17 protein-coding genes are annotated in these 15,579 nt (G+C 56.6%); 11 read left to right on the top strand and 6 right to left on the bottom strand.

Going from position 1 to position 15,579, the window contains the following annotated elements; genetic code table 11:
- Positions 1-38 precede the first annotated feature (38 nt).
- The 4 genes from tgt to secF are packed head-to-tail and all read left to right on the top strand — an operon-like array spanning position 39 to position 4,371.
- Positions 39-1,187, top strand: a complete 1,149-nt coding sequence (gene tgt, locus AC6I8I_RS04315; RefSeq protein ID WP_031374696.1) for a tRNA guanosine(34) transglycosylase Tgt — start codon at positions 39-41, stop codon at positions 1,185-1,187.
- Positions 1,187-1,519: a preprotein translocase subunit YajC gene (gene yajC, locus AC6I8I_RS04320; protein ID WP_031374695.1), complete on the top strand. Its 333-nt coding sequence runs from the start codon at positions 1,187-1,189 to the stop codon at positions 1,517-1,519. The genes tgt and yajC overlap by 1 nt, the downstream gene beginning before the upstream one ends.
- A 25-nt stretch (positions 1,520-1,544) precedes the next feature.
- Positions 1,545-3,392, top strand: coding sequence for a protein translocase subunit SecD (secD, locus tag AC6I8I_RS04325; protein WP_312758297.1), 1,848 nt, complete (start codon positions 1,545-1,547; stop codon positions 3,390-3,392).
- A gap of 10 nt (positions 3,393-3,402) precedes the next feature.
- Positions 3,403-4,371: a protein translocase subunit SecF gene (gene secF / locus AC6I8I_RS04330; RefSeq protein ID WP_031374694.1), complete on the top strand. Its 969-nt coding sequence runs from the start codon at positions 3,403-3,405 to the stop codon at positions 4,369-4,371.
- A 59-nt stretch (positions 4,372-4,430) separates the two neighbouring features.
- Here secF and AC6I8I_RS04335 read toward each other — a convergent pair whose 3' ends face one another.
- The gene (locus tag AC6I8I_RS04335) at positions 4,431-5,000 is read right to left on the bottom strand and encodes a SadB/YajI family lipoprotein (protein WP_312057646.1); all 570 of its coding nucleotides are present in this window, start codon (positions 4,998-5,000) and stop codon (positions 4,431-4,433) included.
- Positions 5,001-5,017: 17 nt separating this feature from the next.
- Complete coding sequence (lysM, locus tag AC6I8I_RS04340) at positions 5,018-5,455, bottom strand: peptidoglycan-binding protein LysM (RefSeq protein ID WP_312057648.1); 438 nt, start codon at positions 5,453-5,455, stop codon at positions 5,018-5,020.
- A 186-nt stretch (positions 5,456-5,641) separates the two neighbouring features.
- On the opposite strand from lysM, the gene nrdR reads away from it, so the two are divergent.
- From nrdR to pgpA, 6 genes are all read left to right on the top strand, one after another.
- On the top strand, positions 5,642-6,091 hold the full coding sequence (gene nrdR / locus AC6I8I_RS04345) for a transcriptional regulator NrdR (protein ID WP_009091750.1): 450 nt from the start codon (positions 5,642-5,644) through the stop codon (positions 6,089-6,091).
- Positions 6,092-6,094: 3 nt separating this feature from the next.
- On the top strand, positions 6,095-7,198 hold the full coding sequence (gene ribD / locus AC6I8I_RS04350; protein WP_497828359.1) for a bifunctional diaminohydroxyphosphoribosylaminopyrimidine deaminase/5-amino-6-(5-phosphoribosylamino)uracil reductase RibD: 1,104 nt from the start codon (positions 6,095-6,097) through the stop codon (positions 7,196-7,198).
- Between the two features lie 91 nt (positions 7,199-7,289).
- On the top strand, positions 7,290-7,760 hold the full coding sequence (gene ribH / locus AC6I8I_RS04355) for a 6,7-dimethyl-8-ribityllumazine synthase (protein ID WP_031374691.1): 471 nt from the start codon (positions 7,290-7,292) through the stop codon (positions 7,758-7,760).
- Positions 7,761-7,779: 19 nt separating this feature from the next.
- Positions 7,780-8,199 carry a transcription antitermination factor NusB gene (nusB, locus tag AC6I8I_RS04360; RefSeq protein ID WP_094120174.1) on the top strand — a complete coding sequence of 140 codons (420 nt, stop codon included), beginning with the start codon at positions 7,780-7,782 and terminating at the stop codon, positions 8,197-8,199.
- 55 nt (positions 8,200-8,254) lie between these two features.
- Positions 8,255-9,232 carry a thiamine-phosphate kinase gene (gene thiL / locus AC6I8I_RS04365; protein ID WP_312053381.1) on the top strand — a complete coding sequence of 326 codons (978 nt, stop codon included), beginning with the start codon at positions 8,255-8,257 and terminating at the stop codon, positions 9,230-9,232.
- Positions 9,222-9,716 (top strand): phosphatidylglycerophosphatase A, encoded by a 495-nt coding sequence (pgpA, locus tag AC6I8I_RS04370; protein WP_312053735.1) that lies wholly within the window; start codon positions 9,222-9,224, stop codon positions 9,714-9,716. Before thiL ends, pgpA begins: the two co-directional genes overlap by 11 nt.
- Positions 9,717-9,792: 76 nt before the next feature.
- Here the strand turns inward: pgpA and AC6I8I_RS04375 are convergent, their stop codons facing one another.
- The 4 genes from AC6I8I_RS04375 to xseB all read right to left on the bottom strand — a co-directional run bounded on the left by AC6I8I_RS04375 (position 9,793) and on the right by xseB (position 13,883).
- Positions 9,793-10,767: an aldo/keto reductase gene (locus AC6I8I_RS04375; RefSeq protein WP_312053382.1), complete on the bottom strand. Its 975-nt coding sequence runs from the start codon at positions 10,765-10,767 to the stop codon at positions 9,793-9,795.
- 89 nt (positions 10,768-10,856) lie between these two features.
- Entirely contained in the window at positions 10,857-12,722 is a 1,866-nt protein-coding gene (dxs, locus tag AC6I8I_RS04380; RefSeq protein WP_497828360.1) for a 1-deoxy-D-xylulose-5-phosphate synthase, read from the bottom strand.
- Between the two features lie 19 nt (positions 12,723-12,741).
- Positions 12,742-13,641: a (2E,6E)-farnesyl diphosphate synthase gene (ispA, locus tag AC6I8I_RS04385; protein WP_312758290.1), complete on the bottom strand. Its 900-nt coding sequence runs from the start codon at positions 13,639-13,641 to the stop codon at positions 12,742-12,744.
- Positions 13,641-13,883 (bottom strand): exodeoxyribonuclease VII small subunit, encoded by a 243-nt coding sequence (xseB, locus tag AC6I8I_RS04390; RefSeq protein ID WP_031374685.1) that lies wholly within the window; start codon positions 13,881-13,883, stop codon positions 13,641-13,643. The genes ispA and xseB overlap by 1 nt, the downstream gene beginning before the upstream one ends.
- A 232-nt stretch (positions 13,884-14,115) precedes the next feature.
- Here xseB and thiI point away from each other — a divergent pair, with 232 nt between their 5' ends.
- Complete coding sequence (thiI, locus tag AC6I8I_RS04395) at positions 14,116-15,564, top strand: tRNA uracil 4-sulfurtransferase ThiI (protein ID WP_312053389.1); 1,449 nt, start codon at positions 14,116-14,118, stop codon at positions 15,562-15,564.
- Positions 15,565-15,579: the final 15 nt, after the last annotated feature.

The following is a 15,579-nucleotide window of genomic DNA, read 5'->3' on the forward strand; positions in this document are numbered from 1 at the left end:
GGTTGTAGACATCGGACTGTTTCTCCGGTGGAGGCTTTGTGAAATTTGAACTTGATACCACAGACGGGCGCGCGCGCCGTGGCCGTCTGATTTTTGATCGCGGCGTGGTCGAAACCCCGGCGTTTATGCCAGTCGGTACCTACGGCACGGTAAAAGGCATGACGCCGGAAGAAGTGCAGGAGACCGGGGCGCAGATTATTCTGGGCAACACCTTCCACCTCTGGCTGCGTCCGGGCCAGGAGATCATGAAACTGCACGGCGACCTGCATGATTTTATGCAGTGGAAAGGGCCGATCCTCACCGATTCCGGTGGTTTCCAGGTCTTCAGCCTGGGCGACATCCGCAAAATTACCGAAGCCGGGGTGCACTTCCGTAACCCCATCAATGGCGACGCGATTTTCCTCGATCCTGAAAAGTCGATGGAGATTCAGTATGACCTCGGCTCCGACATCGTAATGATCTTCGACGAATGTACGCCGTACCCGGCGGACTGGGACTATGCCAAACGCTCGATGGAGATGTCGCTGCGCTGGGCGAAACGCAGCCGTGACCGTTTTGACAGCCTCGGTAACAAAAATGCGCTGTTCGGCATCATCCAGGGCTCGGTTTACGAAGATTTACGAGATGTGTCGGTGAAAGGTCTGGTAGAGATTGGCTTTGATGGGTACGCTGTGGGCGGCCTGGCGGTGGGTGAGCCTAAACAGGACATGCACCGTATTCTTGAGCACGTCTGCCCGCAGCTGCCGCAGGATAAACCGCGCTATCTGATGGGCGTCGGCAAACCTGAAGATCTGGTGGAAGGGGTCCGTCGCGGCGTCGATATGTTCGATTGCGTGATGCCAACCCGTAACGCGCGTAACGGTCATCTGTTTGTGACTGACGGGGTGGTTAAAATCCGCAACGCCAAATATAAAGATGACACCGCGCCACTGGATGCCGAATGTGATTGCTACACCTGTCGCAACTACAGCCGCGCCTACCTGTATCATCTGGACCGCTGTAACGAAATACTGGGCGCGCGTCTGAACACGATTCACAATCTGCGCTATTACCAGCGCCTGATGGCAGGTTTACGCCAGGCCATCGAAGAGGGTAAATTAGAGCGCTTTGTAAACGAGTTCTACCAACGGACGGGCAAAGAAGTTCCGCCTTTAACGTCTGATAATTCATCTATGAGGGAAATTTAATGAGCTTTTTCATTTCTGACGCCGTGGCCGCAGCAGGCGCACCGTCGCAGGGAAGTCCGTATTCTCTGGTGATCATGCTGGTGGTGTTTGGTCTGATTTTCTATTTCATGATCCTGCGTCCGCAGCAGAAACGTGCGAAAGAGCACAAGAAGCTGATGGATTCCATCTCAAAGGGCGATGAAGTGCTGACCAGCGGTGGCCTGGTAGGTCGCGTAACAAAAGTGTCTGACACTGGCTACGTTTCTATCGCGCTGAATGAGACCAATGAAGTGGTCATTAAACGTGATTTCGTCGCTGCCGTCCTGCCGAAAGGTACTATGAAGGCGCTGTAATTCTATCTTCCCTAAGGGAACTGCCGTGTTAAATCGTTATCCTTTGTGGAAGTATGTGATGCTGGTCGTCGTGATTCTCGTCGGCCTGCTGTATGCGCTTCCCAACCTGTATGGTGAGGATCCGGCCGTTCAAATCACTGGCGCGCGCGGAAGCGCCGCCAGTGAGCAGACGTTGGATCACATTCAGTCCGCATTAAAACAAGACAATATCCAGAGCAAATCCGTTGCGCTGGAAAATGGCGCCATTACCGCGCGTTTCGCTAACACCGATGTGCAGTTACGCGCCCGAGAAGCGATCATGAAAGCGCTGGGCGAAGACTACGTTGTGGCGCTGAACCTGGCACCGGCCACGCCACGCTGGCTGACGATGCTGTCAGCGGAACCGATGAAACTCGGTCTCGATCTGCGTGGCGGCGTGCACTTCCTGATGGAAGTGGACATGGATACCGCCTTAGGCAAGCTGCAGGAGCAGAATGCCGATACGCTGCGTAGCGACCTGCGCACCAAAAATATTCCTTATACCAACGTCAACAAAATCGCGAACTACGGGGTGGAAATTCGTTTCCGTGACGCCGCCAGCCGCGATGCTGCCGTCTCCTGGCTGACCTCCCGTCATCAGGATCTGGTGATCAACAGCAGCGGCAGCGATGCGCTGCGCGCCACCATGAGCGATGCGCGCCTGAGCGAAGCGCGTGAATATGCGGTTCAGCAGAACATCACGATTCTGCGTAACCGTGTGAACCAGCTGGGCGTGGCCGAACCACTGGTACAGCGTCAGGGTTCCGATCGCATTGTGGTTGAGCTGCCAGGGATTCAGGACACTGCACGCGCCAAAGAGATTCTGGGTGCGACCGCGACGCTGGAATTCCGTCTGGTGAATACCAGCGTTGATCCTACCGCGGCGGCCAGTGGTCGGGTGCCGGGTGACTCTGAAGTCAAAGATATGCGTGACGGCCAGCCGGTGGTGCTCTACAAGCGGGTGATCCTGACCGGTGACCACATCACCGACTCGACCTCCAGCATGGATGAGTACAACCAGCCACAGGTGAACATTTCACTGGATGGCGCGGGCGGTAACATCATGTCGAACTTCACCAAGGACAACATCGGCAAGCCGATGGCGACCCTGTTTGTGGAGTACAAAGACAGCGGTAAGAAAGATGCCAATGGCCGTTCAATTCTGGTGAAACAGGAAGAGGTGATTAACGTCGCCAACATCCAGTCTCGTCTGGGGAACAGCTTCCGCATCACCGGTATCAACAACCCGAACGAAGCGCGTCAGCTGTCGCTGCTGCTGCGTGCCGGTGCGTTGATTGCGCCTATCCAGATTGTGGAAGAGCGCACTATCGGTCCGACCATGGGACAGCAGAACATTACCCAGGGTCTGGAAGCCTGCCTGTGGGGCCTGCTTGCGTCGATCCTGTTTATGGTGGTGTTCTACAAGAAGTTTGGTCTGATTGCGACCAGTGCGCTGCTGGTGAACCTGGTGCTGATCGTCGGCGTCATGTCACTGCTGCCTGGTGCGACCCTGACCATGCCGGGTATTGCCGGTATTGTGTTAACGCTGGCGGTAGCAGTCGATGCTAACGTACTGATTAACGAACGTATTAAAGAAGAGTTGCGTAACGGGCGCTCGGTTCAGCAGGCAATTCATGAAGGCTATAAAGGTGCCTTCTCCAGTATTGTCGATGCGAACGTGACCACCCTGATCAAAGTCATCATTCTTTATGCGGTCGGCACCGGTTCGATCAAAGGCTTTGCGATTACTACCGCAATTGGTATCGCGACCTCAATGTTCACCGCGATCGTCGGTACCCGTGCCATTGTTAACCTGGTTTACGGTGGCAAACGCATCAACAAGCTGTCTATCTGAGGAGTGCGTTGTGGCACAGGAATATAACATTGAGCAGTTGAACCACGGGCGTAAAGTCGTCGACTTTATGCGCTGGGATAAGCTGGCCTTCATCATTTCGGGGCTGCTGATCGTAGCCGCGATTGCGATTGTCGGCATTCGTGGCTTCAACTGGGGTCTCGATTTCACCGGCGGTACGGTGATTGAGATCGCGCTGGAAAAACCGGCCGACCTCGATACGCTGCGTGGCGATCTGGTAAAAGCGGGCTTCGACGAGCCGCTGGTACAAAACTTCGGCAGCAGCCGTGACGTGATGGTGCGCATGGCACCGGTCAGCGGCCCGGCAGGCACCGAGTTAGGTAACAAAGTGGTGTCGGTGATCAACCAGACCACCCAGCAGAACGCGACCGTTAAGCGCATTGAGTTTGTCGGCCCGAGCGTCGGCAGCGATCTGGCGCAGGCGGGGGCGATGGCACTGTTGTCGGCGCTGATTGCGATTCTGATCTATATCGGTTTCCGCTTTGAGTGGCGTCTGGCGCTGGGCACCGTGCTGGCGCTGGCGCATGACGTCATCATTACCTGCGGACTGCTGGCGCTGTTCCGGATTGAGATCGACCTGACGATTGTCGCCTCGCTGATGTCGGTGATTGGCTACTCGCTTAACGATAAAATCGTGGTTTCCGACCGTATTCGTGAGAACTTCCGCAAGATTCGCCGCGGCAGCTCTTACGACATTACCAACGTGTCGCTGACCCAGACGTTAAGCCGTACCCTGATTACCTCACTGACCACGCTGGCGATGATCCTGATCCTGTTCATCTTTGGTGGCGCGTTGCTGAAAGGCTTCTCACTGACCATGTTGATCGGTGTGACCATCGGTACGATTTCATCAATTTATGTCTCTTCGGCGCTGGCGCTGAAGCTGGGCATGAAGCGTGAACATATGCTGGTGCAGAAAGTTGAGAAAGAGGGCGCCGATCAGCCTTCTATCCTGCCGTAAGCGCGGCGGAATGATAAAACGGGCTGCCAGTGATGGCAGCCCGTTTTTTTATGCGCCGGTTAAGGCGCGGCAGGAACGGTTTGCGCCGGTGCGTCAGCGGTGACATCGTGCACCCGGATAAACCCGAGCTGATCCGGCGTCAGGCCACTTAGCCGCAGTGGAACCTCGACCGTATGTTGCGCTAACAGCGAGGCGGGCACGGCGATGGTCTGACTCAGGCTATCACTGTTGAGCGGTTTGCCGGTCGCCGGGTCGAGTTCGCCCCAGATCACCGTCGCATGCAGGGCAGGCAACGGCTGATCGCCCATCGCGCGGATTGACAGCGTGGTCCGCGATCCACTGGCTTCGGCGATCACCGGCGACAACGTCAGTCGCAGCGTACCGAGCTGGGTCTGCAAGGCAACCGGGGTATTCGCCTGCGGCACCAGCCATGCGCCGTTGGCGGAATGGCTGTTCAGCTGCCCCTGTATCTCCAGCGCGCTGGCCTGGGTGGTTAAGTGTTGCATCTGCTGATTGAGCTGGCTCACTTCCTGATGCAGCTGCTTAACCTGTGGGTTGGTCGCGGAAGTACTACAACCGCTCAGTAACGCCAGCGAAACTGCTGCTGGCGCCCAAACCGTCCTGATCATAAGTTTATCCTTGTCGGTTATTTTGGAATGCGTAAAACCTGGCCAGGATAGATCTTATCAGGATGCGACAGCATAGGTTTGTTGGCTTCGAAAATCTTGTTGTATTCGTTAGGATTTCCGTAAACCTGCTTCGAGATAGCGCTGAGAGTGTCGCCTTTTTTGACGGTGTAAAGTTCAGACTCGGTGGCGCTGTCGCTGGTTGTCACCTTGTCTTCGACTTTGGTGATACCGGCAACGTTACCGGCGGCGATCAGAATCTTCTCTTTCAGTTCCTGTGACAGGCCATCACCGCTTACTGTGACGGTATCGCCGTTCACTTTGACGTCGACTTTGTTACTGTCAGGCAATCCCAGCTTATTAATGTGCTCCTGCAATTTTTTACTTGGGTCGTCGCCGCCGTTCACGGCATCCCACAACTTCTCACCCGCTTCTTTGACGAAATTAAACAAGCCCATAAAACCTCCGATGTGTTAGGTAAAATATTTAACGTGCAGCTTATTAAGCGTAGTCCCTTTTGCTGCAGGTCAAATTTACCACTGATTATGCTGAGAAGCGAACCAGGCAACCGCACGGAAGAGATTTTGTTGACCGGCAGTTCGCGCTACACTGTCAGGCCCATCTATCTCGCGTCAGGAAACGTCATGCATTGCCCATTCTGCTCCGCTGTGGACACCAAAGTGATTGATTCTCGTCTGGTTAGTGAAGGATCGTCGGTGCGACGCCGGCGCCAGTGTCTGATGTGTCATGAACGCTTTACCACCTTCGAAGTAGCGGAGCTGGTGATGCCGCGCGTGGTAAAAAGTAATGACGTGCGTGAACCTTTCAATGAAGACAAAATGGCCAGCGGGATGATGAAAGCGCTTGAGAAGCGTCCGGTGAGTGCTGACGCGGTCGAGAGTGCGGTGAACCACATTAAAACCCAGTTGCGCGCCACGGGTGAACGCGAAATTCCCAGTAAACTGATTGGTAATCTGGTGATGGACGAGCTGAAAAAGCTCGATAAAGTCGCCTATATCCGGTTCGCCTCGGTTTATCGCAGCTTCGAAGATATTCGTGATTTTGGCGAAGAGATCGCCCGGTTACAGGATTAAGCCATGAGCGATGAAGTCTATATGGCGCGCGCGCTGGAACTGGCGCGCCGCGGCCGTTTTACCACCATGCCCAATCCGAACGTCGGCTGTGTGATTGTCCGTGACGATCAGGTAGTGGGTGAGGGCTGGCATCAGCGCGCCGGCGAACCGCACGCGGAAGTGCATGCGCTGCGAATGGCCGGTGACAAAGCGCGTGGCGCCACCGCCTATGTCACGCTGGAGCCGTGCAGCCATCATGGACGTACGCCGCCCTGCAGCGACGCGCTGATAGCCGCGGGCGTGAGCCGGGTGGTCGCCGCAATGCAGGACCCCAATCCGCAGGTTGCCGGTCGCGGCTTACACCGGCTGCATCAGGCCGGGATTGCGGTCAGCCACGGTCTGATGATGGAAGAAGCGGAAGCCCTGAACCGCGGTTTCCTGAAACGGATGCGCACCGGTTTTCCGTGGATCAAGCTTAAGCTGGGTGCCTCCCTCGATGGCCGCACCGCGATGGCGAATGGCGAAAGCCAGTGGATCACCTCGGCGGCCGCCCGTCGCGATGTGCAGCGGTTGCGGGCGCAAAGTGCCGCAATCCTCAGCAGCAGCGCCACGGTGCTGGCTGACGATCCGTCGCTGACGGTGCGCTGGTCCGAACTCAACCCGGAGACTCAGGCGTTACTCGATCAACAGCAACTGCGGCAGCCGCTGCGGGTGATTATTGACAGCCAGAACCGCGTGACGCCGCAGCATCGCATCATTGACCAGCCGGGTGAAACCTGGCTGATGCGTCATCAACCCGATCAGCAGCACTGGCCAGAGCGCGTCAGTCAGATCGCCGTGCCGCTGCGCGAGCAGCAGCTGGATCTGGTAGCGATGATGATGCTGCTGGGCCAGCGTCAGGTAAACAGCGTCTGGGTCGAAGCGGGAGCCAGCCTGGCGGGCGCGCTGTTGCAGGCCGGACTGGTCGATGAACTGATTGTCTATCTGGCACCGAAATTACTTGGCGACCAGGGACGTGGCCTGTGCCAGCTACCGGGCCTTGATCGTCTGGCTGATGCGCCGGGCCTGATTTTCCGCGACGTTCGCCAGGTCGGCGAGGATTTACGCCTGACCCTGACGCCGCAATAACACGGACGGAAAAGCGAGAGCACGCCGCCGAAGAGTATGATAGAATCCGCCCCCCTGCGCGGGGCCAAACAAACCCCCTGAAAGGATAAGTATGAAAGTTATCGAAGCTGCTGTTGCAACGCCTGAGGCCAATGTCGCCATCGTTATTGCGCGTTTTAACAACTTCATTAATGACAGCCTGCTGGATGGTGCAGTTGATGCCCTGAAACGTATTGGCCAGGTCAAAGATGACAATATCACCGTAGTCTGGGTTCCGGGTGCGTATGAACTGCCGCTGGCAGCGCGCGCACTGGCAAACACCAGCAAATATGACGCCGTTATTGCACTGGGCACGGTAATTCGTGGTGGCACTGCTCACTTCGAATATGTGGCCGGTGAAGCCAGCTCCGGTATCGCCAGCGTTGCCATGAACAGCGAGATTCCTGTCGCGTTCGGCGTGCTGACCACCGAAAATATCGAGCAGGCCATTGAGCGTGCTGGCACCAAAGCCGGTAATAAAGGTGCCGAAGCGGCCCTGACCGCGCTCGAAATGATCAACGTATTGAAAGCCATCAAAGCCTGATTTTTGTAAGGGGAATTTTGTGAAACCTGCTGCTCGTCGTCGCGCCCGTGAGTGCGCTGTTCAGGCGCTTTACTCCTGGCAGTTGTCCAACAACGACATTGCCGATGTGGAATACCAGTTTCTGGCGGAACAAGACGTCAAAGACGTCGACATTAGCTATTTCCGCGAACTGCTGTCCGGTGTGGCGACCAACAGTGCGTATCTGGATGGACTGATGAAGCCTTACCTGTCGCGTCAGCTCGAAGAGCTGGGCCAGGTCGAGAAAGCTATCCTGCGTATCTCGCTGTATGAGCTGAGCAAACGCGATGATGTGCCGTATAAAGTGGCCATCAACGAAGGGATTGAGCTGGCGAAAGTGTTCGGCGCTGAAGACAGTCATAAATTTGTTAACGGCGTGCTGGATAAAGCCGGTCCACAGATTCGACCCCATCGCAAATAAATAAAAAGGCCGGCTTGCCGGCCTTTTTTCATTAAGGGTTAAGCGGAACGTAATTATGTCTTGTGGTGAATTCGAACTCATCGCACGCTACTTCAACCGCAGAACGCGCAGCCGTCGTGATGTTGAACTTGGCATCGGCGATGATTGTGCGTTACTTAGCGTGCCGGAAAAACAGACGCTGGCGATCAGTACCGATACCCTGGTCGCGGGTGTGCATTTCTTACGGGATATCCATCCTGCCGATTTAGGCTACAAAGCGCTGGCGGTTAACCTCAGCGATCTTGCTGCCATGGGCGCCGATCCGGCGTGGCTGACGCTGGCCTTAACCCTGCCACAGGTCGATGAGAGCTGGCTCGCTGCCTTTAGCACCAGCCTGTTCGAGCTGCTGGAATATTACGATATGCAGCTGGTGGGCGGCGATACCACCCGTGGTCCGCTGAGCCTGACGCTGGCGATCCACGGCCTGGTGCCGCAGGGCCGCGCCCTGAAACGTTCAGGAGCAAAACCGGGTGACTGGATCTACGTTACCGGCACGCTGGGTGACAGTGCGGCCGGTCTGGCGCTGCTGCAACATCACTGCCGCATCAGCGATCCGGCGGTGCATGAAGCGCTGATTAAGCGCCATCTGCGGCCGATGCCGCGCATTCTGCAGGGACAGGCGTTGCGTTCTCTGGCCACCTCGGCGGTCGACCTCTCAGACGGTTTGATCTCTGATCTCGGCCATGTGCTGAAAGCCAGCGGCTGTGGTGCGCGCCTTAACCTCGACGCGTTACCGCTTTCCGCCGCGCTACGCGATCACTTCGAACCCGAGCAGGTTTTACGCTGGGCGCTGAGCGGCGGTGAAGATTATGAACTCTGCTTCACCGTACCCGAGGTAAACCGCGGCGCGCTGGACGTGGCGCTCGGCCACCTTGGTGTGCCTTATACCTGCATTGGTCAGATGGCACCGGAGTCAGAAGGGCTGATGCTGCTGGAAAACGGCAAGCCAGCGACGTTCCGCCATAAAGGGTTTGATCACTTTGATATTAAATAACGACGTGGCAAAAGGCCGCCTGCGGATGAGCAATCCCTGGCATCTGCTGGCAACCGGTTTCGGCAGCGGACTCAGCCCGGTGGTTCCGGGTACCATGGGCTCGCTGGCGGCGATCCCCTTCTGGTGGCTGATGACGCATCTGCCCCAGGATCTCTATTCGCTGGTGGTGCTGGTGGGGATCTGCGTCGGCGTCTATCTCTGTCACCGTACCGCCAAAGATATGGGCGTTCACGATCACGGCAGTATTGTCTGGGATGAGTTTATTGGCATGTGGATCACCCTGATGGCGATCCCGGTCAACAGCTGGCAGTGGGTGCTGGGCGGCTTTGTGCTGTTCCGCATTCTGGATATGTGGAAACCCTGGCCGATACGCTGGTTCGATCGCAACGTGCATGGCGGCATGGGCATCATGGTCGACGATATTATTGCCGGCGTGATTGCCGCCGCGATGCTGTACGGCATCGGTAGCTGGCTGGCCAGCTAATACTGCCGGCATCCGGCATCGGATGCCGTTAGCGGCGCGCACCTTAACTCCTCGGTTAAGGTGCGGGCGTCAGCGTTTATTCGAATCCGACCGCCTGATGCGGTTGATAGACCTCTTCCAGCGTAGCAATCTCAGCCTCACTCAGCGTCACATCTACCGCCCTGACCAAATCATCGAACTGCTCAGCCCGTGAGGCACCAATAATCGGGGCGGTCACGGCGGGTTTACTCAGCAGCCAGGCCAGGGCGACCTGCGCCCGGGTGACGCCTTTATCCTCAGCCACCTGCGCCAGACGTTGCGCAATCGCCGCATCGTTCTCTTCGGTATTGGCATACAGCGACGCCATCACCTTATCCGAGGTCGATCGTGCCGTGGTTTCGCCCCACGGACGGGTTAGCTTACCGCGCGCCAGCGGGCTCCACGGCAGTACCGCAATCTGTTCCTGCAGGCAGAGTGGATGCATTTCACGTTCCTCTTCACGCTGGATCAGGTTGTACTGATCCTGCATGCTGACGAAGCGATGCCAGCCCTGTTGCTTCTGCAGGGTTAATGCCTGGGCAAACTGGCTGGCATGCATCGATGAGGCACCGATATAGCGCGCTTTACCGGCCTGCACCACGTCGTGCAGCGCTTCCAGCGTCTCTTCCAGCGGCGTGTCGTAATCCCAGCGGTGGATCTGCAGCAGGTCGACATACTCCATGCCAAGGCGTTGCAGGCTGTCATCAATTGATTGCAGGATATTCTGGCGCGACAGGCCCTGCGACAGGTTACTCAGCGGGAAGTAAACTTTGGTGGCAACTACCACCTCGTCGCGACGGGCAAAATCTTTCAGCGCCCGACCGAGGATCTCTTCACTGCTGCCATCGGAATAGCTGTTGGCGGTGTCAAAAAAGTTGATGCCGGCATTCAGCGCCTGCTGAATCAGCGGGCGGCTGCTGGCTTCCGGCAGCGTCCAGGCGTGATTTCCGCGCGTCGGCTCACCATAGGTCATACAGCCGAGACAGAGACGTGAAACCTGCAGATCGGTATTACCCAGTTGAATGGTTTTCATAATGACTCCCGCGGCATAGCGCATGATTTTTAGCAGAGAATAAGCATAGCAGGGGCTGCGCTCCCCGAGAGGAGCGCAGGGAAGGGAGGTTACTGTACCAGCCAGCTGGCGATCTGTTGCTGAATGCCTTCGGCGTCCAGCAGATAGTCATGACGGATTTCGTCCTGCGTACCCTGCGGGATAAACTCGTCGGGCAGGCCGATATTCAGTACCGGAATGCGCAGACGTTTCGCCATCACCAGTTCGTTGACGCCGCTGCCCGCGCCGCCTTTGATCGCCCCTTCTTCCAGCGTGATTAACGCCTCGTGACGGGTCGAAAGCTCAGCAATCAGCGCCTCATCCAGCGGCTTAACGAAGCGCATATCCACCAGCGTGGCATTGAGCGCTTCCGCCGCCGCCGCGGCCTCGGGTAACAGCGTACCGAAGTTAAGGATCGCCAGTTTTTCGCCCTGACGCTTCACCACGCCTTTGCCCAGCGGCAGACTTTGCAGCGGTGCCAGCGGCGTGCCGATGCCGGTGCCACGCGGATAGCGTACCGCGCTCGGGCCATCCTGATAGTGGTAGCCGGTGTAGAGCATCTGTCGGCATTCGTTCTCATCACTTGGCGTCATGATCACCATATCCGGCACACAGCGCAGATACGCCAGATCAAACGCGCCCTGATGGGTCTGGCCGTCCGCGCCAACAATGCCGCCGCGATCGATAGCAAACAGCACCGGCAGTTTCTGGATAGCCACGTCGTGAATCAGCTGATCGTAGGCGCGCTGCAGGAAAGTAGAGTAGATGGCGACGATCGGTTTGTAACCGCCAATCGCCATCCCGGCCGCAAAGGTCACCGCATGCTGCTCGGCGATCGCCACGTCAAAATACTGGTTGGGATATTCGCGTGAGAAGCCGACCATGCCGGAACCTTCACGCATCGCCGGGGTAATCGCCATCAGTTTCGGATCGTCAGCTGCCATCTCGCACAGCCAGTTGCCGAAGATTTTTGAGTAGCTCGGCAGGCCTTCTGCGCTTTTAGGCAGTTCACCGCTGGCGGGATCGAATTTTGGCACCGCATGCCAGGCGATCGGATCTTCTTCCGCCGGGGCGTAGCCTTTGCCTTTTTTGGTCATGATGTGCAGGAACTGCGGCCCTTTCAGGCTACGCATGTTGCTCAGGGTATTGACCAGCGTCAGCACGTCATGGCCGTCGACCGGACCAATGTAATTGAAGCCCAGCTCTTCAAACAGCGTACCCGGCACCACCATGCCTTTCAGATGCTCTTCGGTGCGGCGCACCAGCTCTTTAATCGGCGGCAGGCCGGTCAGCACCCGCTTACCGCCTTCGCGCAGGCGCGCATAGGTTTTGCCCGACAGGATCTGCGCCAGCCGGTTGTTTAACGCGCCGACGTTCTCTGAAATCGACATCTCGTTATCATTCAGGATCACCAGCATGTCAGGTTTGATATCGCCCGCGTGGTTCATCGCTTCAAACGCCATACCGGCGGTGATCGCGCCATCGCCGATAATACAGGCGGTGCGACGACCGAGGCCTTCACGCTCTGCCGCCGCCGCCATGCCGAGACCGGCGCTGATCGAGGTCGATGAGTGGCCGACGCTCAGCACGTCATATTCGCTTTCGCCGCGCCACGGAAAAGGATGCACGCCATTTTTCTGGCGAATGGTGCCGATGCGATCGCGACGACCGGTCAGAATTTTATGCGGATAAGCCTGATGGCCGACATCCCACACCAGATGATCGAACGGGGTGTTATAGACATAATGAAGCGCAACCGTCAGTTCGACCACGCCCAAACCCGATGCAAAGTGGCCACTGGAGCGACTCACACTGTCTAACAGGTACTGACGCAGTTCATCACAGAGCGCCGGCAGCTTCTCTTTCGGCAGGGCGCGCAGCTCCTGAACCGTATTTGCCAGCGCCAGTGTCGGGTATTTCGCAATATCAAAACTCATCAGAGACTCATTATGGAAGTTATTTGTCGCGTTCAATTATGAAGCTCGCCAGCGCCTGCAATGCTGTGGTGTTATAAGATTGCGCTGCGAGAATTTCTAATGCATCAAGGGCTTCCTGATACAAATCCCGCGCTTTGGCACGGGCCTGTTCTAATCCTAACAGTGAAGGATAGGTGCTTTTGCCGAGATGCTGGTCGGCACCCTGACGTTTTCCGATAATCGCGGTATCGCCCACCACATCCAGAATATCGTCCTGCACCTGAAAGGCGAGCCCGATAGCATCAGCATAGCGGTCAAGTGCCGGTAATGCTGCACGACCTGCTTCACCCGCCGCCAGCGCACCCAGCCGCACCGCGGCCCGAATCAGTGCGCCGGTTTTATGGCGATGAATCTGCTCCAGCTGCAGCAGATCGACCGACTGACCTTCTGCCGCCAGATCCAGCGCCTGGCCGCCACACATACCCGCCACGCCGCTGGCCCGCGCCAGTTCCGACAGCATCATCAGCCGATATTCCGCGCTGACGCCGGGCATCGGCTCATCGGTCAGAATCGAGAAGGCCAGCGTCTGTAGTGCATCGCCAGCCAGTATCGCGGTATCTTCGCCATATTTAATGTGGCAGGTCGGCTGACCGCGACGCAGTGCGTCGTCGTCCATTGCAGGGAGATCGTCATGAATCAGGGAGTACGCGTGGATGCATTCAACCGCCGCAGCGGGCGCATCCAGACTCGCCGGGTCGGCATGGAGCATTTCGCCGGTGGCATAAACCAGAAAAGGGCGCAGACGTTTACCGCCTAATAATGCCCCATAATGCATGGCATTAACCAGAGGAGAACTCTGAAAAGGGAGTGGCTCTATAAAGCGCGTCAACGCGGCATTCACCTGCTGGTGATACCCGTTGAGCATCTGGGCAAAATCCATTAGTCGTTTTCCGGGGTAAAAGAGGTGAGGTCGGCATCTTTATCATCGCTCAGCAAAATGCGCACACGCTGTTCAGCCTGTTGCAACGTTTGCTGACCGGTACGCGCCAGCTGCACGCCCCGTTCAAACTCATTTAACGCCTCTTCCAACGGCAGTTCACCACTTTCCAGACGGCTGACTATCTGTTCCAGCTGCTGCAATGACGTTTCAAAGCTGGCTGGCTGTTCGGCTTTTTTCGGCATATTTCGGATCGACTCACGGTTGGGACATTATCCTGCAATCGGTCATGGTAGCTGAGACCAAATGATTAGCAAAATAATCAATGCGGCGGCTGTTGAAGAAGCAGTCACCTGACAAAGGTGATATACTCCTGCGCCTCGGATGCGGTTGCGCCATGCAGCCCGCAATTTTGTGATTTTACCAGCTAAGTGCAGCCTGTTTTAGCACTTATTTGCCCAACGAAGCTGTGTCGCCATGAAGTTTATCATCAAGTTATTTCCTGAAATCACCATCAAGAGTCCGTCGGTGCGTTTGCGCTTTATTAAGATTCTTGCCAGCAATATCCGCAACGTCCTGAAGACGGTCAGTGATGAGATCGCGGTAGTGCGTTACTGGGATCACATTGAAGTGCGTTCGAAAAATCCGGCGCTCGGGGAGATTATTCCTGATGAGCTGACGCGCATTCCGGGGATCCATCACGTTTTAGCCGTTGAAGATCGTGAGTACACCGATATTCATCACATCTTTGAACAGACTTTAGCCCAGTATCGCGACAGCCTGGAAGGAAAGAGCTTCTGCGTCCGCGTTAAACGTCGCGGTAAGCATAGCTTCAGTTCGCAGGATGTGGAACGGTACGTCGGTGGCGGGCTGAACCAGCACATCGAGAGCGCCCGGGTACAGCTTAAGAATCCGGACGTGACGGTGAATCTTGAAGTGGAAGAGAACCGTCTGACGCTGGTGACGGCGCGTTACGAAGGGCTGGGCGGATTCCCAATCGGCACCCAGGAAGATGTGCTGTCGCTAATTTCCGGCGGCTTCGACTCCGGCGTCTCCAGCTACATGCTGCTGCGTCGCGGCAGCCGCGTGCACTACTGCTTCTTTAATCTGGGTGGCGCAGCGCATGAAATTGGCGTCCGTCAGGTCGCACATTATCTGTGGAATCGCTTCGGCCGTTCGCACCGCGTTCGCTTCGTGGCGATTAACTTCGAGCCGGTAGTAGGTGAAATCCTCGAAAAAGTCGATGACGGCCAGATGGGCGTGGTGCTGAAACGCATGATGGTGCGTGCTGCCTCAATGATTGCTGAGCGCTACGGCGTACAGGCGCTGGTGACCGGTGAAGCGGTTGGCCAGGTCTCCAGCCAGACGCTGACCAACCTGCGCCTGATCGATAACGCCTCGGATACCCTGATTCTGCGTCCGCTGATCTCGCATGATAAAGAACACATCATCAAGGTGGCGCGTGAGATCGGCACCGAAGATTTTGCCAGCACCATGCCGGAATATTGCGGCGTGATCTCAAAAAGCCCGACGGTGAAAGCAGTTAAGGCGAAAATTGAGGCCGAAGAGCAGAATTTCGATTTCGATATTCTTAATCGGGTGGTGGAAGAAGCAACCAATGTCGATATTCGTACCATCGCCGAACAGACTGAAGAAGAGGTAGTGGAAGTCGAAACCGTGGCCTCGCTGGGCGATAACGACATCGTGCTGGATATTCGGGCGATCGATGAGCAGGAAGAGAACCCGTTAAAGCTCAGTGCCACCGAAGTCAAATCGCTGCCGTTTTATAAGCTCAGCAGCCAGTTTGGCGATCTCGACCAGAACCGTACCTGGTTGCTTTACTGCGATCGCGGCGTGATGAGTCGTTTGCAGGCGCTCTACCTGCACGAGCAGGGCTATAAGAACGTCAAAGTTTACCGTCCGTAGTCCTTCGGCGCCGGT

Source organism: Pantoea sp. X-Soil-YNGN-775 (genome assembly GCF_059730575.1).

Coding starts and splice junctions, on each gene's coding strand:
- yajC (WP_031374695.1), top strand. CDS start 1,187: ATGAGCTTTTTCATTTCTGACGCCGTGGCCGCAGCAGGCGCACCGTCG.
- AC6I8I_RS04335 (WP_312057646.1), bottom strand. CDS start 5,000: ATGATCAGGACGGTTTGGGCGCCAGCAGCAGTTTCGCTGGCGTTACTG.
- lysM (WP_312057648.1), bottom strand. CDS start 5,455: ATGGGCTTGTTTAATTTCGTCAAAGAAGCGGGTGAGAAGTTGTGGGAT.
- nrdR (WP_009091750.1), top strand. CDS start 5,642: ATGCATTGCCCATTCTGCTCCGCTGTGGACACCAAAGTGATTGATTCT.
- ribD (WP_497828359.1), top strand. CDS start 6,095: ATGAGCGATGAAGTCTATATGGCGCGCGCGCTGGAACTGGCGCGCCGC.
- ribH (WP_031374691.1), top strand. CDS start 7,290: ATGAAAGTTATCGAAGCTGCTGTTGCAACGCCTGAGGCCAATGTCGCC.
- thiL (WP_312053381.1), top strand. CDS start 8,255: ATGTCTTGTGGTGAATTCGAACTCATCGCACGCTACTTCAACCGCAGA.
- AC6I8I_RS04375 (WP_312053382.1), bottom strand. CDS start 10,767: ATGAAAACCATTCAACTGGGTAATACCGATCTGCAGGTTTCACGTCTC.
- dxs (WP_497828360.1), bottom strand. CDS start 12,722: ATGAGTTTTGATATTGCGAAATACCCGACACTGGCGCTGGCAAATACG.
- ispA (WP_312758290.1), bottom strand. CDS start 13,641: ATGGATTTTGCCCAGATGCTCAACGGGTATCACCAGCAGGTGAATGCC.
- xseB (WP_031374685.1), bottom strand. CDS start 13,883: ATGCCGAAAAAAGCCGAACAGCCAGCCAGCTTTGAAACGTCATTGCAG.
- thiI (WP_312053389.1), top strand. CDS start 14,116: ATGAAGTTTATCATCAAGTTATTTCCTGAAATCACCATCAAGAGTCCG.